Annotated in this window: 19 protein-coding genes and 1 riboswitch; of the genes, 12 read left to right on the forward strand and 7 right to left on the reverse strand. The window is 63.2% G+C overall.

The annotated features are described in order from the left end of the window. Window positions 1-16: 16 nt before the first annotated feature. Genes UP09_RS25065 through UP09_RS25075 form a run of 3 tightly spaced genes read right to left on the reverse strand, consistent with a single transcriptional unit; the run spans window position 17 to window position 2,114 of the window. Window positions 17-745 carry an amino acid ABC transporter ATP-binding protein gene (locus tag UP09_RS25065; protein WP_044540958.1) on the reverse strand — a complete coding sequence of 243 codons (729 nt, stop codon included), beginning with the start codon at window positions 743-745 and terminating at the stop codon, window positions 17-19. Beyond that, on the reverse strand, window positions 742-1,398 hold the full coding sequence (locus UP09_RS25070; RefSeq protein ID WP_044540959.1) for an amino acid ABC transporter permease: 657 nt from the start codon (window positions 1,396-1,398) through the stop codon (window positions 742-744). Before UP09_RS25070 ends, UP09_RS25065 begins: the two co-directional genes overlap by 4 nt. After that, a complete protein-coding gene (locus UP09_RS25075) occupies window positions 1,395-2,114 on the reverse strand; it encodes an amino acid ABC transporter permease (RefSeq protein WP_044540960.1) in 720 nt (239 codons plus the stop codon). The genes UP09_RS25070 and UP09_RS25075 overlap by 4 nt, the downstream gene beginning before the upstream one ends. Window positions 2,115-2,448: 334 nt before the next feature. Beyond that, a riboswitch (glycine riboswitch) is annotated at window positions 2,449-2,536 on the forward strand. Window positions 2,537-3,164: 628 nt separating this feature from the next. On the opposite strand from UP09_RS25075, the gene fabA reads away from it, so the two are divergent. The 6 genes from fabA (at window position 3,165) to UP09_RS25105 (ending at window position 8,702) form a co-directional block, all read left to right on the forward strand. Then, complete coding sequence (gene fabA, locus UP09_RS25080) at window positions 3,165-3,701, forward strand: bifunctional 3-hydroxydecanoyl-ACP dehydratase/trans-2-decenoyl-ACP isomerase (protein ID WP_502689076.1); 537 nt, start codon at window positions 3,165-3,167, stop codon at window positions 3,699-3,701. A gap of 144 nt (window positions 3,702-3,845) precedes the next feature. Further along, entirely contained in the window at window positions 3,846-4,223 is a 378-nt protein-coding gene (locus UP09_RS25085) for a hypothetical protein (protein ID WP_044540961.1), read from the forward strand. A 136-nt stretch (window positions 4,224-4,359) separates the two neighbouring features. Beyond that, window positions 4,360-5,313, forward strand: a complete 954-nt coding sequence (locus tag UP09_RS25090; protein WP_044540962.1) for an AraC-like ligand-binding domain-containing protein — start codon at window positions 4,360-4,362, stop codon at window positions 5,311-5,313. A 102-nt stretch (window positions 5,314-5,415) separates the two neighbouring features. Beyond that, window positions 5,416-6,657, forward strand: a complete 1,242-nt coding sequence (locus UP09_RS25095; protein ID WP_245302188.1) for an acyl-CoA dehydrogenase family protein — start codon at window positions 5,416-5,418, stop codon at window positions 6,655-6,657. Window positions 6,658-6,696: 39 nt separating this feature from the next. Then, window positions 6,697-7,947: an acyl-CoA dehydrogenase family protein gene (locus UP09_RS25100; RefSeq protein WP_044540965.1), complete on the forward strand. Its 1,251-nt coding sequence runs from the start codon at window positions 6,697-6,699 to the stop codon at window positions 7,945-7,947. A gap of 35 nt (window positions 7,948-7,982) precedes the next feature. Next, the gene (locus tag UP09_RS25105) at window positions 7,983-8,702 is read left to right on the forward strand and encodes an SDR family NAD(P)-dependent oxidoreductase (protein WP_044540966.1); all 720 of its coding nucleotides are present in this window, start codon (window positions 7,983-7,985) and stop codon (window positions 8,700-8,702) included. Window positions 8,703-8,737: 35 nt separating this feature from the next. Here the strand turns inward: UP09_RS25105 and UP09_RS25110 are convergent, their stop codons facing one another. Then, window positions 8,738-9,808: an AraC family transcriptional regulator gene (locus tag UP09_RS25110; RefSeq protein ID WP_044540967.1), complete on the reverse strand. Its 1,071-nt coding sequence runs from the start codon at window positions 9,806-9,808 to the stop codon at window positions 8,738-8,740. A gap of 406 nt (window positions 9,809-10,214) precedes the next feature. Here UP09_RS25110 and UP09_RS25115 point away from each other — a divergent pair, with 406 nt between their 5' ends. The 6 genes from UP09_RS25115 to UP09_RS25140 all read left to right on the forward strand — a co-directional run bounded on the left by UP09_RS25115 (window position 10,215) and on the right by UP09_RS25140 (window position 16,813). Then, a complete protein-coding gene (locus UP09_RS25115; RefSeq protein ID WP_044540968.1) occupies window positions 10,215-11,867 on the forward strand; it encodes a fatty acid--CoA ligase in 1,653 nt (550 codons plus the stop codon). 40 nt (window positions 11,868-11,907) lie between these two features. Beyond that, on the forward strand, window positions 11,908-12,390 hold the full coding sequence (locus UP09_RS25120; RefSeq protein WP_044540969.1) for a MaoC family dehydratase: 483 nt from the start codon (window positions 11,908-11,910) through the stop codon (window positions 12,388-12,390). 5 nt (window positions 12,391-12,395) lie between these two features. Further along, window positions 12,396-14,099: an alpha/beta fold hydrolase gene (locus tag UP09_RS25125; protein ID WP_044541210.1), complete on the forward strand. Its 1,704-nt coding sequence runs from the start codon at window positions 12,396-12,398 to the stop codon at window positions 14,097-14,099. Further along, window positions 14,092-15,036, forward strand: coding sequence for a poly(3-hydroxyalkanoate) depolymerase (gene phaZ, locus UP09_RS25130; RefSeq protein ID WP_063840161.1), 945 nt, complete (start codon window positions 14,092-14,094; stop codon window positions 15,034-15,036). Before UP09_RS25125 ends, phaZ begins: the two co-directional genes overlap by 8 nt. A gap of 23 nt (window positions 15,037-15,059) precedes the next feature. Continuing rightward, a complete protein-coding gene (locus UP09_RS25135) occupies window positions 15,060-15,485 on the forward strand; it encodes a phasin family protein (protein ID WP_044540970.1) in 426 nt (141 codons plus the stop codon). A 110-nt stretch (window positions 15,486-15,595) separates the two neighbouring features. Next, window positions 15,596-16,813, forward strand: a complete 1,218-nt coding sequence (locus UP09_RS25140) for an acyl-CoA dehydrogenase family protein (RefSeq protein WP_044540971.1) — start codon at window positions 15,596-15,598, stop codon at window positions 16,811-16,813. Window positions 16,814-16,823: 10 nt separating this feature from the next. On the opposite strand, the gene UP09_RS25145 is transcribed toward UP09_RS25140, so the two are convergent. Genes UP09_RS25145 through UP09_RS25155 form a run of 3 tightly spaced genes read right to left on the reverse strand, consistent with a single transcriptional unit; the run spans window position 16,824 to window position 18,941 of the window. Further along, a complete protein-coding gene (locus tag UP09_RS25145; RefSeq protein WP_044540972.1) occupies window positions 16,824-18,059 on the reverse strand; it encodes an MFS transporter in 1,236 nt (411 codons plus the stop codon). Next, window positions 18,056-18,379 (reverse strand): hypothetical protein, encoded by a 324-nt coding sequence (locus UP09_RS25150; RefSeq protein ID WP_044540973.1) that lies wholly within the window; start codon window positions 18,377-18,379, stop codon window positions 18,056-18,058. Before UP09_RS25150 ends, UP09_RS25145 begins: the two co-directional genes overlap by 4 nt. Further along, window positions 18,372-18,941, reverse strand: coding sequence for an isochorismatase family protein (locus UP09_RS25155; protein ID WP_044540974.1), 570 nt, complete (start codon window positions 18,939-18,941; stop codon window positions 18,372-18,374). The genes UP09_RS25150 and UP09_RS25155 overlap by 8 nt, the downstream gene beginning before the upstream one ends. Window positions 18,942-18,983 lie beyond the last annotated feature (42 nt).

Genomic DNA, 18,983 nt, shown 5'->3' on the forward strand with positions numbered 1-18,983 from the left:
CGGTCATCTCAGGCGCTCAATGCGTCAGGACCTTGGTGAGGAACTGCTTGGCCCGCTCCGAGGCGGGGGCGGTGAAGAACTGGGCCGTGGGCGTGTCCTCCACGATCTGGCCACGGTCCATGAACAGCACGCGATCGGCGACGCGCTGGGCGAAACCCATCTCATGGGTCACGACCATCATGGTCATGCCTTCGAGCGCGAGCTCCTGCATCACTTCCAGCACCTCGTTGATCATTTCGGGGTCGAGCGCCGAGGTCGGCTCGTCGAAGAGCATGGCCTGTGGATCCATGGCCAGAGCGCGGGCGATTGAGACGCGCTGCTGCTGCCCGCCTGAGAGCTGGCTGGGCCGGCTGTCCCGCTTGTCGCCGAGCCCGACCCGCGCCAGAATTTTCTCCGAGCGCGCATCGGCCTCCGCCCGTGAGCGCTTCAGCACATGGATCTGGGCCAGGCTGACATTCTGCAACGCGGTCATATGTGGATAGAGTTCGAAGCTCTGGAAGACCATGCCGATGCGCGAGCGCAGGGCCGGCAGGTCGGTCTTGGGCGAGGAGACGGAGACGCCGTCCACGGTGATTGCGCCGCGCTCGAACGGCACGAGCCCGTTGATGCATTTGATCAGCGTGCTCTTGCCGGAGCCGGACGGCCCGCAAACCACCACGACCTCGCCGAGGTTGACCGTAGCGGAGCAGCCGCACAGGATTTGCTGGTTGCCGTAGGATTTATGCAAGTCCTCGATGACGATCATGACGGCAGGCCCTTCCTGTAGAACTCGGCGGCTTTCGTCGTGCTCAGGCAAATCACCAGATAAACCACAGCGACCAGCGTATACATTTCAGTGGCGCGCCCATCGCGGGATGCAACGACGCTCGCCGCGGTCAGGAAATCATGCAGCGAGACGACATAGACCAGCGAGGTGTCCTGGAAGACGATGACGATCTGGTTCAGGACCAGCGGCATCATCGCCCGCAGCGCCTGCGGCAGGATGATGAGGCGCAGCACCTGAGTGCGCCGCAGCCCGGTCGCCAGCCCCGCATCACTCTGTCCGTTGCGAACGTTCGAGATGCCGGCGCGGACGATCTCGCAATAGAACGCCGCCTCAAACAGCACGAAGGCTAATAGTGCCGAGGCCAGCGAGCCGACTGGCCTGCCGATGGCGAGCGGCACGAGGAAGTAGAACCAGAACAGCACCAGCACCAGCGGTAGCGTGCGCATCACGGTGACGTAGGCCGAGGCGGGGACGGAGAGCAGCCGGTGCGAGGACAGCCGCATCAGCGCAAGTCCGAAGCCGAGGATCAGCCCGCCGACGGTCGCGACCAGTACGAGCAGCGCGCTGAGCGCCATGCCATCTGCCAGAAACCCCGAGGAGCGGGCAATGACGCCCCAGTCGAAATCGCTCATGCCGGCGCTTTTCGCAGGGCCGCGCCGCCGATCTTGAGATCGATGAAGCGCATCAGCCCCGTCACGCACAGGCCGATGACAAGGTAGCCGATCGTCGCGAAGGTGAAAACCTCGAAGCCCTGGAAGGTGTAGTTCTCGACATGGCGGCTCTGCGCGGTAAGTTCGAGCACGCCTATCGTCAGGCTGAGAGAGGAGAGCTTGACGGTGATCAGGAATTCGGAAGTCAGCGGCCCGACAATGGCGCGCAGGCCCAGCGGCAGCGCGATCAGTCGGAAAGCCTGCACCGGGCGCAGTCCCGTCGCCAGCGCTGCCGGCATCAGCGGAGCGCCCACCGCCTCGATTCCGGCGCGGACCTGCTCGGCGACGCGCGCGCCGGCGAAGAGGCCGATGGCCACGACAGCGGTGACGGCCTCTGGATAGGGCAGATCCCTCTTCAGCCAGAGCCCAAAGGCATCGGGGACCACCTCGGGCAGAACGAAGTACCAGAGAAAGAGCTGCACCAGCGGCGGAATGTTGCGGAAGACATCGATGTAGAGCCCGGCCAGCAGCCGGGCACTACGCGAAGGGGCGCTCCGGGCGATTCCGATCAGGACGCCGACCGTGAGCGCGACGGCCCAACTGGCAAGGCTGATGATCACGGTCCAGAGCAGACCGTTCCACAGCCAACCCATATAGGTATCTTTGAAGAGGACCGACCAGTCCCAACGGTAATTCATGTCGCGGAAGCCCTGTCTCGCGATATCTCAGCGTTGCAGCGCGAGTCTCGGCCGTCCATTGGCGCCCCTTGAATTCCACTATTCGTGGAATGATTCCGCCATTGATTGAATATTGTCAAACGTACCGGTTGCAGGCGCCGGGCCAATTCGCCAGGGCTGCGCGCCTGAAGCTGGCAACGAAGCAGCGGATGTCGTGCCCGTCGATGTGTCAAAGGGAGACCTCGCGTCCGTTAGGCCGCCTTTGAAGCCATGAAGGACGGAAATTGCGGAAAGATCATTCTCGACCAGGACCGAATTGAGGTTCGAAACTGGGTAACTCGATTTTCAGTCGACGCGACCGTCAAAGGGAGAGACACGCCTAATCAGGCGCCGAAGGCGCAACCGTCCCGGAAACTTTCGGGCAAATGAACCTTGGCGGACTAACTTCTGGAAAGAGGCGTCCACGATCGGCAAGCCCAAGATCGTTTAGCGTGCGCGCCATCAGCGTCGCGCGTTCCTGCCCAGGTGGGTCGCGATCGGCGTAGATCGAGCGGACGAAGACGATATCGTCTTGCATTCGTGCGAACGTTACTTCGCCAATCTCACAGATGTGCCGTCTGGTCAGTTTCCAGTCTTTGCAGGTACCGCAGGACAACTTCACCCGAAGTCATGATGTGTTGCTCGATAAACGCCATCCCGCCTAGCTCGTGTCGTCGTCCCCGACTGGCCGAACCCCGTGGCCAAGCGCGGCAACGCCGCGCACGGACATTCCGGGAATGGAAATTATTGCGCGGCGGACCGGCGTTTTCAGGATTTCGGAATAGTGGAAAAATTACACTGAGTTGCCCGCCGCGTCAAGTGGCTTTTCCGAGTGCCGGCGGCCGCCCGCTACTTTGCATGGGGTTGTTTTTGACATTTTGGGGGCGCACACCTTCGATAGGAGTTCTCCAATGGCGGCAAAGGCACGGGGCGACACGCATGGTGCGCCTGCCGCCCCGTGCCAGCGTCGAAAAGTGGTCGTGACGAAGTCGCCTGACCTTCGGCGGCCGCCGGCCAAACATCGGAGGTAACATGGCCTTGTCCGACCCTCGCGAGTTTCACACGCCGCAATCGTCCTACACCAAGGACGATCTGCTCAAATCGGGCCAGGGCGGCTACTTCGGCCCGGGCAATGCGCAGCTGCCGGCACCGCCGATGCTGATGATGGACCGCATCATCGCGATCAGCGTGGACGGCGGCGAATTCGGCAAGGGCCATGTCATTGCCGAGCTCGATATCACCCCGGATCTCTGGTTTTTCGACTGCCACTTTCCGGGCGACCCGGTGATGCCGGGTTGTCTCGGGCTGGATGCGATGTGGCAGATCATCGGCTATTGGCTTGGCTGGTCGGGCTCACCGGGCAAAGGCCGCGCCGTCGGTGTCGGCGAGGTCAAGTTCCGCGGAGACATCAAGCCGGACATCAAGCGCGTGCGTTACGAAGTCAGCATGCGCCAGGTCAGGCGCGGCAAACTGGCGGTTGGAATTGCCAACGGCCGTGTCTTTGCCGATGACACATGCGTCTATCTCGCCAAGGATATGAGGGTCGGCCTGATCGTGTCCGCGGGCTGATATGCGGCCCTGTCGCGCCGCCGATCAGGTACGTAGGAAAGTCTTGATCGTGCTGGCATCGCCATTTCGTCCAGAACCTGTCGGCGCGGTTCAGCGACAAACGATGCGTTGATCGCCGCCGTGGCGATTCAGGGAGATCGAACAATGCCGGACAAAACCGTACTCGCCTCCATCGTTTGCAGCGCCTTGATCCTGGGCTTGCTGGGGGCGTCGGTGCGCGCGCAGACGCCGTCAAGCTGCAAGGAGCCGCAGGAGGGGACGACGCGTGCGCCGATGTTTTCACCGCCACTCGCCCATGTGGTGACGGGCACTGGACGGCTGCAGTTCTATTCGGCACCAAATCTGCACTGCCCGATCAGCGGGGTCTTCGTTATTCCGAAGGATCAACTCGTCGCCTACGCGCTGACCGATGATGGCTGGTCGTCCGTCATGTATTTAAATCCCAAAACGGGCAATGACGTCTCGGGCTGGGTGAGGTCGGCAAGGCTCAAGGTAACCGGAACCGTCGGCCCCCGGCAGTAAGCTTGCGGCGGTCGCCGGACCAGCGGCCCGGTCTGAGGATCGATGCATGTCGTAGCCGGTTTGACCTCGTCATTCCCTGATGTATCCTGCATAGGCCAAGCCATGAAATTTGCAGCCGTGAATTCTGGGTGGTCCTATGGAGTGGTCGACAAAAGCGATTGAGACGGACCGGCCCTTCGGAAGTTGGGCCGAGGACCTGGCCGACGCTTTCGTTCAGCTCGAACCGCGGAAAATCGCCGAACAACCTTTCCAAGGGACGATTTCGCGAACCGACGTCGCCTCGATCCAGATTTCCCGCGTCGAAGCGACAAAGCACGTGGTTCTCCGTCTGCGCTCGCACATCGCGCGAAGCATCGGCGATGTGTATTTTGTCAATCTCCAGCTCGATGGCGTTGGGCGTTACACCCAGCGCGGCCACGAGCAGATCTGCGGCCCCGGAGATCTCGCCATTGTCGACACGACGGAGCCGTTCGAAATCGCGAATGGTCGGAATTTCAGCCTGTTTTGTTTTGCGGTACCACGACAGCTGTTGCCAGGTACCCTCGCAGAGCGGCCACGGTTGAGGCTCTCCGGGACCGAGGCCGGCCGCGCGCTATCCCGGACACTCGCGGGACACGCAGAACTGTGTCTTCGTTCGGAGCCGGGCTCGGGAATCTCTGCCTTCGGTGCGCAACATGTCGTTGACCTGATATCTCATGCGCCCGGCATTTTGGACGACAGGCCGCCGGAACAGGCCGGTCAGTCTGTTTTGCTGTCGATGATGCTGGACTACGTCGATCGTCACGTGGCGGACGCCGAGCTGGGTGCGGCCACACTCGCGCTGAAATTCAGTTGCTCGCAGCGCTATGTGCACAAGCTGTTTTCTGCCACGGGTCGCTCGGTCGGAGAGCACATCAACGGGCAGCGGATCCTGGTTTGTACCCGCAATTTGCTGGATCAAGCACATCGACGCGCGACCATTGCGGAAATCGCATTCAATGCCGGTTTTCGCGATATTTCGCATTTCAACAAGCTGTTCAAGCGCAGCAACGGCTTGGCGCCCCGAGAATTTCGACGCGTCATGGGAAAGCCGGCCGACGGTACGCAGTAGACCAAGAAATCGGTTCACTCCCGCCCAAGACTTTGCCGGATCGGCAAGCTAGTCCTCTCTTGAATGCGGCGACACGCCGCTGAAGACGAGGACGCTTCACCAGTGATTGATTTCACGCTCACGGCGCAGCAGCGCGATCACCAGCTCGCATCCCGCAAATTTGCGAGAGAGGTGCTGAGCGAGGCCAAGGCGGCCGAGTTGTTGCCGACGCCGGAGGCACGCTTTCTCGCGACCAAGCCGACCTACGAGGCGATGGTGGCGGCCGGCTATTTGCGCAAATGTATCCCGGCGCCGGCCGGTGGCGACAATGCCGGCCTGATCGATATGGCGCTGCTCGCTGAAGAATTCTACAGCGTGAACCCCAGCGTGACGCTCACGATGCTCGGGACGGTGCTCGGCCTGTTGCCGATTTTGCTCGGCGGCACGCCGGACCAGTGCCAGCGGCTGCTGGCGCCGTTTCTGAAGACAAGCGGTGCGCCGCTGGCCGGCTTCTGCTCCAGCGAACCAGGCGGGAGCGCCAATGCCGCCTCGCCCCCGCCCGGCGAGGGCGTCCGCACCACGGCGAGGCGAGAGGGCGACAATTGGGTGATCAACGGCCGCAAGAAATGGGTGTCGTCGGCCACCGGCTGGAACCGCGAAGGCGCCGATGTTCTCTGCGTTGTGTGCCGAACCGATCCGGCGGCGGCGCCTGATGCTGCGATTTCCATCATTGCGGTAGAACGACCGGCAACGGGCCTGGTCTTCGAACGCGCGATCGACACGATCGGTCATCGGGCGCATCTCGTGCCGCAATTCGGCTTGCAGAACGTCGCGACGCCCCACCACAATCTGCTGGGACAGGAAGGTGCAGGACTAGCGTTGGCGGCTGCGGCATTCACCGGCACCGCCGCACTCGTCGGTATCTTCGGCGTCGCATTGATGCGTGCCGCGTTCGACTTTGCGCTTCATTTCGCGCGTACGGAAAAGCGGGGCGGCGTTCACGCGATCATCGAGCACCAGGCGGTCGGCTACGCCTTGGCCGATGCCAAGACCACGATCGAAGCGGCGCGCAATCTCAGCTGGCGCGCCTGCCATGCGCTCGACACCCAGTCGCCGGCGGCCGAGGAGCTTGCGGTCCAGGCGAAGATTTTCGGTTCAGAGGCCGCGGTCCGCGTGATCACCGATCTGATGCGCGTCGTCGGCATCGACAGCTACGATCATGAAATTCCGTTCGGCGGTCTGCTGCAGGATGCGCTCGCGCTGCCGGTCTTCGACGGCGGCAATATGGGCGTCAGGCGTCGTCAACTGCACATGATGTTCAAGCGAAGCGGTTATGATCCGCTCACTGCGAGCGGGGCGGCGTAGTGCACCTGGCTGATTGTGACCCGGTGAGAGGGAAGATCGGTGGCCATTGATTTTCGATTGACCGCGCGCCAGCGCGAACTCCAGCTGCAATCCCGGAAGTTCGCAAAGGAAGTGCTTTCGCCGGCTTTGGAGGCAGAGACGCTGCCCACCGCGGAGGAACGGTTCGCCGCAACGAAGCCCGCTTACGAGGCAATGATTGCGGCCGGGTTTCTGCGGAAATGCATTCCGCTTTCCGCCGGCGGCGAGAGTGCCGGCCTGATCGACACTGCGATTGTGGTCGAGGAACTCTACGCAGTGAACGCCAGCGTGACATTGACGCTGATTGGAACTGTGCTTGGACTGTTGCCGCTGTTGATCGGCGGCACGGAGCAGCAGCGGAACAGGCTGCTGCCTCGATTCCTCGAACAATCAGCAGCACCGTTGGCCGGGTTTTGCGCCACCGAACCGGGCGGCAGCGCCAATGCTGGATCACCCCCGCCGGGCGAGGGCGTTCGCACCACGGCCACGCTTCGGGGTGAGCGATGGATCATCGAGGGACGAAAGAGCTGGGTGTCCTCAGCCACCGGTTGGGATCGCAAGGGCGCGGACCTTCTATCGATCCTTTGCCGAACCGATCCTGATGCGCCTCCCGAACGGGGGATTTCAATCCTGGTCGTGGAGCGCCCGGCATCGGGCCTGATCTTCGAGCGCGCGATCGACTCGGTGGGGCACCGGGCACACCTCTTGCCCGAGTTCGATCTCAGGGCTGTCAGCGTCTCCAGAGATAATGTGCTGGGTCACCCCGGCGGTGGTTTGGCCCTGACGGGGGCCTGCTTCACCGGCGCGGCCGCGCTGGTCGGAATTTTCGCCGTGGCGCTGATGCGTGCCGCGTTTGAGTTCACACTGGGCTTCGCGCGTACCGAACGGCGGGGCGGCGTTCATCCCATCATCGAGCATCAGGCCGTCGGATACGCGTTGGCGGACGCAAAGATCGCCATCGAAACCACCCGTTGCTTCTGCTGGCGGGCGTGCCAGGCGGTCGATGTGCAATCACCCGCTGCGCAGGAGCTGGCGATCGAAGCAAAGATCCATGGTTCGGAAACGGCCGTGCGGGTGCTGACGGACCTCATGCGCGTCGTCGGGATCGAGAGCTACGATCATGCCCTCCCGTTGGGACGCTTGCTGCAGGACGCGCTCGCGCTGCCTCTGTTTGGCGGAGGCAATATCGGCGTCCGGCGCCGACAACTCCACGCGATGCTGAAACATCCGGACTACGATCCGCTGACGGCCAGTTGCGAGGCGGAGGTGTGACGAAAGCGAAGCTTCCTCGAACAATGGGGTGAATCATGAGCGCAGAGCAGAAAGTAGCCATCGTAACCGGTGCATCTCAGGGGATCGGTGCGGGTATTCTTGGAGCCTTCAGGGATCGCAATTACCGGGTTGTCGCCACCTCGCGGTCGATCAAGCCGTCTGCCGATACCGGCGTCTTGACCGTACAAGGCGACATCCGTGCCGCTGATACGGCCGAGCGCGTGTTCAAGACGGCCCTCGATCATTTCGGTCGCGTCGATACGCTGGTTAACAACGCCGGCATGTTCATGGCAAAGCCATTCACGCTCTATTCGCCTGATGACTATGCGCTCTACATGTCGACGAATGTGACGAGCTTCTTTCATATGACCCAGCGCGCACTGGACGTCATGAGCAAGCAAGGGAGCGGTCACGTCGTCACGATCACGACGAGTCTCGTCGACCAGCCGATGAGCAGTGTCCCGGCCGCACTTGCCTCTCTCACAAAAGGAGCGCTGAGCGCAGCAACGAAAGCGCTTGCGATCGAGTGTGCGAGGACCGGGATTCGCGTCAACGCCGTGTCGCCGGGAATCATCAAGACGCCGATGCATCCGCAAGAGGCCCATCAAGCGTTGGCGGCGCTCCATCCCATGGGGCGGATGGGAGAGGTGTCCGACATTGTGGACGCGGTACTCTATCTCGATGGCGCGGAGTTTGTGACAGGTGAGATTCTCCACGTCGATGGCGGGCAGGCTGCCGGCCACCACCAGATGTAGGAGATGGAGCGCTTTCGAGCGAAGAGTGACCTGCCCTATTCGCCTCGGATATCGCTCGGTGCCTTGTTGGTCCAGCGGTGGAACGCACGCCTGAAGTTTGCGGCATCGCTGAAGCCGAGGGCCAGTGCGATGTCTTCGTTGGCGAGCGTCGTGTGGCGGAGATATTTCAGGGCAATCTGGGTCCGCAGCTCGTCGCGCAGGCCGCGGAAGGAAAAGCCCTGCTGACGAAGCTGGCGCCGCAGCGACCGGTCATTCACGTCGAGCAGCTTGGCGATGGCCTCAAAGCTCGGCGGGTTTGCGATGTCGCGAAGCAGGACCGCGCGAATCTTGCCGGCAATCCCGATTCGCAGTTTCAGGTCTCCAAGCAAATCATCGCACAAGGCAACGATGGTCGGATATGTCGTCTTGTTGCCGAGATCTGCACTCCGATCCAGCCATTGCGACCTGAAGACGATCTGATTGGCCGGTTGTTCGAACCGGACGGGACATCCGATCTGGTCCTGGGGAAGACCGAAGTCGGACGCTTGCGGATAGGCAAGCCCGATTTCGGAGGGCGTAAAGGTCGGCCCCATGATGTCGCGCATCAGCGATATGTGGATGCCGATCTGCATCTCGGTGACGAACCGGTAGAGTGCGGATTCGGCTACCGCGTGCAGATTTGGTTCGATGGTCCATCTCGCGTCAGCCTTGTCTTCGCTGAATTCGATCGTCGCCAGCGGTGCGGCGAGCGCGTGGTAGCGCATCGCAAAATCCATCGCCTTGCGGAAATCCGGACAGCACAGGATCGCATAGCCGAACATCCCGTAGGTCGAGACGTGGACCGATGCGCCGATCCGATAGGCCAGGTGACGGTCGGTCGACAGCCGGAGCGCGTTCTGACAGATGGTCATCAGTTGCGTCAGTGAAATCCGCGTCTGCGGCGAATGCACCTCCTGGTGCGGGATGTTCACGTCGCGTAGAACGACATCGGCCGGGACGCCGTGATTGATCAGCATGTCGAAGACGGCACCAAGCTTGGTCGACTCATAGACCCTGTCGCCGGCGCCGACGGTCAGGATCTCATTGCGGGAGCCTGCAGGCTTCTTGAGACGCGTGGTTGGTTGCAACGTGAATCAGCCTTTCCTTCGGCGCCTGACAATAGAGGCGGCAATGTTGGAGGCGAACCAGCTTCTCTACAGCGCCAGATTTCAGTTCGCCAGCGCCGCGCAACATAGCCGGTTCGCGGCACAACCCAAGGCAGATCGGCTGGGTTCGCCCTTGCTGCAGAGCAGCAGAGGGCGCCGCGGCAAAGAGCGCAGTTTTATTCAAGACATCGCCGTCAGCGAGACCAGTCTGGCCGGTTCAGACCCGGCCGATGTCCGTTTCGGACCTTCACAAATCTCGGGCATCACGCGACGCTTCGGCCTAATGTCACGAGGTCGGGACCGTCGTGACAGGACGGCAGGCCAGACGATCCGCTCCTTAGAATTGCGGACGCTGCCACGCCGAGGAAACAAGTCGAGGGAGGCCGCGATGGTCGGAAGGCTGATTCAAACCACCAAATCCGCCTATCAATATCCGCTGATCTTCAAGCAACTCTGGCACACGCCGCGCGTGCAGGCGCCAGACCAGGAGGTGGTTTACCGCGACCTGAAACGTTTCACCTATCGTCAGATCAGGGAGCGGATCGGACGCCTCGCCTCGGCGCTGAGCAAGGCGGGGGTCGAGCCCGGTGACACGGTCGGCGTGCTTGAGTGGGACAGCAACCGGTTTCTCGAGGCCTTCTTCGCGATCCCGATGATGGGCGCCGTGCTGCAGACGGTGAATGTCCGCCTGTCGCCCGAACAGGTCGCTTACACGATCAACCACGCCGGCGCCTCGACGCTGCTTGTCAACGAGGAGTTCGTCGGATTGCTGGAGGGGCTGAAGGCGCAACTGCCGAACGTCAAGCGGATGATTGTGATGGCGGACCGACCGGCGCCGCAGATCGGCAGCCTGTCCTTCATCGGTGAATATGAGAGCCTGCTGGCCGCAGCCTCGCCCGATTACGATTTTCCCGATTTCGACGAGAACACCCAGGCCACCACCTTCTACACGACCGGCACCACCGGACTGCCCAAGGGCGTCTATTACAGCCACCGGCAACTCGTGCTGCACACAATCGCGGGGCTCGCCCTGTTCGGCATGGCGGGCTCGCAGGGCCGGTTCTCGCGCGATGACGTCTATATGCCGATCACGCCGATGTTCCACGTCCACGCCTGGGGCTTCCCCTGGTCGGCGACGCTCGCCGGCGCCAAGCAGGTCTATCCCGGCCGCTACGAGCCGGCGTTGCTGGTCAAGCTGATCAAGAGCGAAGGCGTCACCTTCACCCATGGTGTGCCGACCATCCTGCAGATGCTGCTCAACGCCGCTGCCGCGGCGGATGTCGATCTGAAGGGTCTCAAGATGGTGATCGGTGGCTCGGCGTTGCCGAAGGCGCTGGCCAAGCAGGCGCTCGCGGCCGGCATCGACATCTTCGCGGGCTACGGCATGTCGGAGACCGGCCCGCTTGCTGCGGTGTCCCATGTCCTGTCAAAGGATCTCAGCGGCGACCCCGACGGCGAGGTCGAATTCCGTACCAGGGCCGGCATGGCGGGGCCGCTGGTCGACCTGCGCATCGTCGACCCCGACATGAACGACGTGCCGCATGACGGCAAGTCGGCCGGCGAGATCGTGTTGCGCGCGCCCTGGCTCACCCAGGGCTACTTCGACAATCCGGAAGGCTCGGAGCAACTCTGGGCCGGCGGCTATCTGCACACCAGCGATATCGCGGTGGTGAGCCCGGGCGGCTTTGTCCACATCACCGACCGGATCAAGGACGTGATCAAAACCGGCGGCGAATGGGTCTCGTCGCTGCAGATCGAGGACCTGATTACGCAATGCGCCGGCGTCGCCGAGGCCGCGGTGATCGGCGTCAAGGACGACAAATGGGGCGAGCGGCCGCTGGCGCTCGTGGTCAAGAAGCCGGCCGGCGCCGACGGCCTCAGCGACGATGCCATCAAGGACCATCTCAAACTGTTCGCGGACAAGGGCATCATCTCGAAATACGGAATCCCCGGGAAGATCCTGTTCATCGACAGCATCCCCAAGACCAGCGTCGGCAAGATCAACAAGAAGGAGCTGCGCGAGCGGTACGGCGACATGTGACGGTCCCAGCGCGGCCGAGAAAAAGATCGAGGAGGAAAACATGAGCAGCCTCACAATAGCCGGCCTGGGCGAACGCGTTGGACAGGAACTCGGATTGTCGGATTGGGTCACGATCGACCAAGAGCGCATCGACACGTTTGCGGCTTGCACCGGCGATCACCAATGGATTCATGTCGACGTTGAACGGGCCAAGCGGGAGAGCCCGTTCCGCGGTCCGGTCGCGCACGGCTACCTGACGCTTGCGATGGTGGCGCCGCTCGCGATGCAGGTCGGGATCATCCCGAGCGATGCCGCCGCCGGGCTGAATTACGGGATCGACAAGGTCCGCTTCCTGGCGCCGGTGCCATCAGGCGCGCGGGTGAGACTGCGCGTCGTGCTCGCCGGGATCGAACCGAGGGATACCGGGCAGGTGGTCATGAAGACCCAGAACACGCTGGAAGTGGAGGGATCCGAAAAGCCCGCGCTGATCGCCGAAACGCTGGCGCTTCTGATTCCCGCCAAGGGGCCAACCAAGGGAGCATGACGGTCATGAGCACAGACAATCGCACTCCCGAACCCGCGACCGCTGATATCTCCGAGGCCGCATCCCGAAATACGCTGGCGCTCAATCCGCTGGTCGGCATCCGCGGCCAGGATCTGGTCGACAGCGCCGGCATCCTGTTCAAGGCGGTCATGAACGAGCCGAAGGTCGCGACCGAACAATGGTTGTCCTTCGTCGGCGAACTGGGCTCCATCGTCGCTGGCAAATCCGAGCGCACGCCGAAGGCGGGCGACAAGCGGTTCGCGGACCCGACCTGGAAGGATAGCTCGCTGCACTCTGGCCTGCTCAAGTCCTATCTCGCGTGGGGCGAGGCGGTCAGCGGCCTGGTCGACAAGACCAGCCTCAGCGACATCGACAAGGCGCGTGCGCACCTGGTCACGGACATCCTGATCGACGCCGTGGCGCCGACCAACACGATGCTTACCAACCCGGCGGCGGTCCGCAAGTTCATCGACAGCGGTGGACAGAGCATGTGGAATGGATTGAAGAACTATCTCGACGATCTCACGCACAATCGCGGCATGCCGTCGATGGTGGATAGCTCCGCCTTCAAGGTCGGCGAGAATATCGCGATCACCCCGGGCGCGGTCGTGTTCCGCAACGAGCTGCTTGAGCTGATCCAGTACACGCCGACGACGGCGACCGTGCGAAAGCGCCCGCTGCTCATCACGCCGCCGCAGATCAACAAGTACTACTCGCTCGATTTGTCGCCGGACAAGAGCATGATCCGCTTCCTGCTCGGGAGCGGAATCCAGACCTTCGCCATCAGCTGGCGCAACCCGACGGCGGCCCATCGCGACTGGGGACTGGACACCTACGTCGCCGCGGTCGACGAGGCCGTCGACGCGGCGCGCGAGATCTCCGGCAGCGAGGACATCTCGATGATGGGGGCCTGCTCCGGCGGCATCACCTCGACCGCCTATTTTGCGACACTCGGCAGCGCCGCCGAGAAGAAGATCAAGAATCTCGTGCTGGCGGTCTGCCTGCTCGATCCCAACTCGGCGGAGGAAAGCACGCTCGGCTGCCTGATGACGCCCGAGACGATGCGCCTCGCCAAGGAGTCCTCGCGGCTGCGCGGCATCGTCGACGGCCACGATCTGGCGCGGATGTTCGCCTGGATGCGGCCCAATGACCTGATCTGGAACTACTGGGTCAACAATTACCTGCTCGGCAACCAGCCGCCGGCCTTCGACATCCTGTTCTGGAACGCAGATACGACCCGCCTCCCGGCGGCGCTGCATCGCGACTATCTCGATCTCTACTTCAGCAATCCGTTCGTGAACGCCGGCAAGCTGACGCTCAACGACAAGACCATCGACATGGGCAAGGTTAAGGCCGACAGCTACATCGTCGCAGGGGTCACCGACCACATCACGCCGTGGAAGGGTGTCTACAAGACGGCTCAGATCATGGGTGAGGGCACCACCTTCGTGCTGACGAACAGCGGACATTTGCAGAGCCTGGTCAATCCGCCGACCAACACCAAGGCGTCGTTCATGATCGGGCCGATCACCACGGACACGCCGGACGCATTCATGGCTTCGGCCGAGAAGCGCAAGGGAAGCTGGTGGCTCGATTGGCGCGACTGGATGCATACCCGCTCCGGCGATGAGGTGACTGCGCCGGCCTCGCTGGGCAGCGAACGCCATCCAACCCTTGGTGCGGCTCCCGGGACCTACGTCTTTGAGTGAAGATCTCGCCAGCGGCGATAAGGCCGAGACGGTCGCGAAGCCAGGTGCGCTCGAAACCCGGCAGGTTACGATCGGCGGCCAGCTGCTTGAGGTCGCGATCAGGCATGGCGGCGGCAGCGGGCCGCCGTTGCTGCTGTTCAACGGGATTGGCGCCAATTGGGAGCTGGCGAAGCCGTTCCTCGACGCACTCACCAGCACGACCGCCATCATCTTCGACGTGCCCGGCGTCGGCGGGTCGCCAAGGCCGCTATTGCCATATCGTCCGTCGACGCTGGCGCGGCTTGCCGCTGAACTCGTTGCGAAGCTCGGCTACGCGCAAGTCGACGTCGCCGGTGTGTCCTGGGGCGGCGGAATCGCGCAGCAATTTGCCCATCAATTCCCAAAGCGGTGCCGGCGGCTGGTGCTCGCCGCGACCGCGGCCGGCTTCACGATGGTGCCGGCAAGCCCGTCGGTTCTGTGGAAGATGGCGACGCCACGCCGCTACACCGACAAGGACTATATGAACAGGGTCGCGGCTGACATCTATGGCGGGGCGTTTCGCGACGATCCGTCATTGATCGGTCGGCATGCGGCCGGGATGCACGGCACGCGCAGCCTCGGTTATTTGTACCAGCTGCTCGCGATGGCCGGCTGGACCAGCCTGCCATGGCTGTGGTCGCTGCCGCAGCCGACGCTGGTGCTGATGGGCAGCGACGATCCGCTAGTGCCGCCGATCAACGGCCATATCCTGGCGGGTCTGATCCCGAACGCCGAGCTTCGCATGATCGACGACGGACACCTGTTTCTGGTGACGCGGCCGAAGGAAACCGCAGCCCTGATCGAGGCGTTTCTGGCCGACGAGAGCCGGGAGGTCGCGCCATCATCGCTGCTGTCGCGAACGACCAATAGCCTCAGAGATCTCGTTCCAATGTCCGGCGGCGGACGCAACAAATCCTAAGCACAGCAACCAGGGAGGAACTCATGACTGATAACGCCTCATACGTCGATATGCTGCGGAAGTTCGGCACTGATCTCGGCCTGCCGAAGCTGAACGTGGACGAATTGCTGCAGACCCAGAGGAAGAATCTCGACGCGCTCGGCCAGAGTGCGAAGGTCGCCGCGCAAGGCGCGCAGTCGGTGGCGCAGAAGCAGCGCGAAGTGCTGGAAGCCGGATTGCGCGAGGCCGCGACGCTGGCGCGCGAATACATGCCGCTCAAGATTCAGGAGAACCTCGCGCTGCAGACCGAGTTCACGCGGAAGGTATTCGATATCGCGGTGAAGGGCGCCCAGGACAGCGCGTCGACCGCAAGGCAGTCGACCACCGACGCGGTGAAGATCATCCAGGACCGCGTCAAGGAGAGCTTTGAGGAGTTCCGCGCCAGCGTTCGTCCGAACAAATCGGTCTGACGTCGCTCCCGAGGGACATCGCGACGAAATTAAGTCTCGGCAGGATAGTCCGCCCTGCCGAGACCGCGACACATAACAGCAAAACCTCGCCACGCTGAGGGAGGAAATCCATGACGAATCCGCAGGCGACACGGGCTGCAAAGCCGGACTATGCGCCGCCGCCGATCGACGGTGATTTCTACAGCATTGCAAATGTGCTGAACGAGCAGGAGCGCGCGCTGGTGCGGCGCGTGCGGGAGTTCACGGAAGGCGTGGTCGCGCCCGTGATCGAGGACTATTGGGCGCGCGATGAATTTCCGTTCGCGATCATTCCTGACATGGCCGAGACCGGCATCGGCGGCGTTGGCTACCAGGGCTATGGCGCGGCGGGTGGCAGCTGGCTGCTGAACGGTTTCGTCGCGATGGAGCTGGCGCGGGTCGATTCCTCGATCGCGACCTTCTGGGGCGTGCACACCGGGCTGTCGGCGGGCTCGATCTATCTGTGCGGCGACGAGGCGCAGAAGCAGCGCTGGCTGCCGGCCATGATGCGGTTCGAGAAGATCGGCTCGTTCGGCCTGACCGAGCCGCTGGTCGGCTCCGCCACATCGGGCGGGATGCTGACGAGTTGCCGGCGCGAGGGCGATGTCTGGATCCTCAACGGCCAGAAGAAATGGATCGGCAACGCGACCTTCGCCGACATCAACGTGATCTGGGCACGCGATGAAGGCTCGAACCAGGTCAAGGGCTTCGTCGTGGCTAAGGACAATCCGGGCTTCTCGGTCGAGAAGATCAAGACCAAGATGGCATTGCGCGTGGTGCAGAACGGGCTGATCACCCTGAAGGACTGCCGCGTGCCGGAAGCGGACCGCCTGCAGAACGCCAACACCTTCAAGGACACCGCCAAGGTGCTGCGGATGACCCGCACCGGCGTGGCGTGGTTCGCCGTCGGCTGCCAGATGGGCGCCTATGAGCACGCGCTGCGTTACGCGACCGAGCGCAAGCAGTTCGGCAAGCCGATCGGCGGCTTCCAGCTCGTTCAGGATCTCTTGGTGCGGATGCTCGGCAACGTTACCTCGACACAGGCGATGATGCTGCGGCTCGCGCAGCTGCAGGACGAGGGCGTGATGCTGGACGAGCACGCCTCACTCGCGAAAGCGTTCTGCACCGTCAAGTGCCGCGAGACGGTCGGCTATGCGCGCGAGCTGCTCGGCGGCAACGGCATCCTGCTCGAGAACCATATCGGCCGGTTCGTCGCCGACGCCGAGGCGATCTATTCCTACGAGGGCACCCGGGAGATGAACACCCTGATCGTCGGCAAGTCGATCACGGGACTGAGTGCCTTCGTCTGAGACAACTGCTCTATCGCTTCACCGCGGGGGGCAGGCCGCTTGCTTCGACATCCCGTTGCGACAGGAAAGCAATTGCCACCAGCGCTGCTGCAAAGCCCGAGGACGCGCCGACGCCCAGCGCCCAGCGCGGGCCGAGATGGTCGGCGACCCAGCCGACGATCGGTGCGCCGATCGGCGTGCCGCCCAGCGCAACCCCGAGCCGCAGCGCCATCACGCGTCCGCGCATTGCAGGCTCGGTCGAGAGCTGCATCAGCGCGTTCGAGGTGTTGGTGACGGTGAGCGCAGCGACGCCGATCACGACGAGCGCGGCGGCGAACAGCCAGTAGTTCGGCGCCAGCGCGGCCAGCGTGCAGCCCAGTCCGAAGATCGCAGCGCCCAGCATCAGCGAGCTGAACCGGGGCCGCTCGCGGCTTGCGGCCAGCAGCGCGCCCGACACCGTCCCGATCGCCATCATCGAGGACAGCAGGCCGAAGCCGCGCGCATCGGTGTGGAAGACGCCGACCGCCATGGTCGAAATGAAGATCGGAAAGTTCAAGCCGAAGGTCCCGATCAGGAACAGCATCACCAGGGTGGCCCTGAGGTCGGGGCGCGACCAGACATAGTGGAAACCCTGCGTCACGCTTCCCTTGGTGCGATGGGCGCGGGCATTCGGGCGAAGCTCCGAGGTGCGCAGCAGCGACATCGAGGTCAGGACGGCCATGAACGACGCGCCGTTGAGCAGAAACGCCCAGCCGGTGCCGACGGAGGCGATGATGAGGCCGGCGACCGCGGGCCCGATCATGCGGGCGGCGTTGAACGTGGTCGAGTTCAGCGCGATCGCGTTCGACAGATCCGCCTCATCAACCAGTTCGGCGACGAATGTCTGGCGCACGGGAGCATCGAGCGCCGCGCTGCAGCCGAACAGGAAGGCGAATACATAGACGTGCCAGAGCTGCACCAGCCCGGTGACGGTGAGGATGCCGAGGATGAGGGCGAGCGCGCCCATGGTCGCTTGCGTCGCCATCAGCAGTTTGCGCTGGTTGAAATGATCGGCGGCATAGCCGGACCATGGCATCAGCAGCAGCTGAGGCCCGAACTGCAGCGCCATCACGATGCCGACGGCGGACGCACTGTGATTGGTGAGCTGGGTCAGAACGAGCCAGTCCTGGGCGGCGCGCTGCATCCAGGTCCCGATGTTGGATACCAGCGCGCCTGCCGCCCAGACCCGGTAGTTGAAGCTTCGCAGCGATCGAAACACCCGCCTCATGATCGCGTTGGCTCATTGCCGCCGTGAAACCGCCCGAAGTGCCGCGCCAGCAGGACGCCGAGCACGAGGCCGCCAAGGCCGAGTGCGGCGACGTGGCTTGTCGTCCGCAGGCCGAAATCACCGACGCGGCAGACCAAGAGATATCCGACGAACAGATTGAAGAAGCCCCACAGGATGTTGACGGTCGACGAGGACAGTCCTTCGCCTCGCGGCTTTGCGAACGGGCTCTGGAATGGTTCGCCCATCATGCCGGCGACGACATGGGGAATGGCGTTGGTGAGAAAGGCGCCTCCGAAGAAATAGGCGACGAGATCAAGCATGGGCGTGCGTCCTTTCAAGGAGATCGATGATTGATTGCGTCGCGCCGGTTTCGCCGAGCCGCGGAAACACATTGGCGATGCTGTAGTCGTGCGCCTCCGGCCGCGCGTCGGTCATGGCATCGATGGCGAGCGTGACGTTGAATCCCGCTTCATAGGCCTGGCGAGCCGTCGATTCGACGCCGGTGCCTGTGGCCACGCCAGTGACCACCACTTGCGTGACCCCGCGCGCTTTCAGCTGTTTCTCAAGATCGGTGTTCGCAAAGGCGCCCCACGTCCGCTTGGTCACGACGATGTCGCCGGGTTGCCGATCGAGCTCCGGGATCAGGTCGGTCCAGCCGTCGGGAAACGGTCCGCCAGGGCGCGGCCGCTCGGTTCGTCCCGGCGCGGTGCCATCGACATTGACCAGCACGACCGGCAGGCGGTGTCGTCGAAACGCCGCCGCGAGGGCGCAGGAGCGCGTCACGACATCGGTGACCGGATGAATGAGGGGCATGCCGACGATGCCGCTTTGTAGATCCACAATAATGAGGGCGGTGATCGGATCTAGCGTCGTGAGGGGCATGATTGTTTCCTTCTGCCTGCGAGATGGTTCGCGCGAGGCCGC

This window comes from Bradyrhizobium sp. LTSP885, assembly GCF_000938305.1.
Classification (GTDB): domain Bacteria; phylum Pseudomonadota; class Alphaproteobacteria; order Rhizobiales; family Xanthobacteraceae; genus Bradyrhizobium.

What these genes read in the sequence shown, in the direction of transcription:
- UP09_RS25105 (WP_044540966.1), top strand. Translation starts at nt 7,983, where the DNA reads ATGAGCGCAGAGCAGAAAGTAGCCATCGTAACCGGTGCATCTCAGGGG.
- UP09_RS25125 (WP_044541210.1), top strand. Translation starts at nt 12,396, where the DNA reads ATGAGCACAGACAATCGCACTCCCGAACCCGCGACCGCTGATATCTCC.
- UP09_RS25140 (WP_044540971.1), top strand. Translation starts at nt 15,596, where the DNA reads ATGACGAATCCGCAGGCGACACGGGCTGCAAAGCCGGACTATGCGCCG.
- UP09_RS25115 (WP_044540968.1), top strand. Translation starts at nt 10,215, where the DNA reads ATGGTCGGAAGGCTGATTCAAACCACCAAATCCGCCTATCAATATCCG.
- UP09_RS25155 (WP_044540974.1), bottom strand. Translation starts at nt 18,941, where the DNA reads ATGCCCCTCACGACGCTAGATCCGATCACCGCCCTCATTATTGTGGAT.
- UP09_RS25085 (WP_044540961.1), top strand. Translation starts at nt 3,846, where the DNA reads ATGCCGGACAAAACCGTACTCGCCTCCATCGTTTGCAGCGCCTTGATC.
- UP09_RS25150 (WP_044540973.1), bottom strand. Translation starts at nt 18,379, where the DNA reads ATGCTTGATCTCGTCGCCTATTTCTTCGGAGGCGCCTTTCTCACCAAC.
- fabA (WP_502689076.1), top strand. Translation starts at nt 3,165, where the DNA reads ATGGCCTTGTCCGACCCTCGCGAGTTTCACACGCCGCAATCGTCCTAC.
- UP09_RS25065 (WP_044540958.1), bottom strand. Translation starts at nt 745, where the DNA reads ATGATCGTCATCGAGGACTTGCATAAATCCTACGGCAACCAGCAAATC.
- UP09_RS25090 (WP_044540962.1), top strand. Translation starts at nt 4,360, where the DNA reads ATGGAGTGGTCGACAAAAGCGATTGAGACGGACCGGCCCTTCGGAAGT.
- UP09_RS25075 (WP_044540960.1), bottom strand. Translation starts at nt 2,114, where the DNA reads ATGAATTACCGTTGGGACTGGTCGGTCCTCTTCAAAGATACCTATATG.
- UP09_RS25145 (WP_044540972.1), bottom strand. Translation starts at nt 18,059, where the DNA reads ATGAGGCGGGTGTTTCGATCGCTGCGAAGCTTCAACTACCGGGTCTGG.
- UP09_RS25135 (WP_044540970.1), top strand. Translation starts at nt 15,060, where the DNA reads ATGACTGATAACGCCTCATACGTCGATATGCTGCGGAAGTTCGGCACT.
- UP09_RS25070 (WP_044540959.1), bottom strand. Translation starts at nt 1,398, where the DNA reads ATGAGCGATTTCGACTGGGGCGTCATTGCCCGCTCCTCGGGGTTTCTG.
- UP09_RS25120 (WP_044540969.1), top strand. Translation starts at nt 11,908, where the DNA reads ATGAGCAGCCTCACAATAGCCGGCCTGGGCGAACGCGTTGGACAGGAA.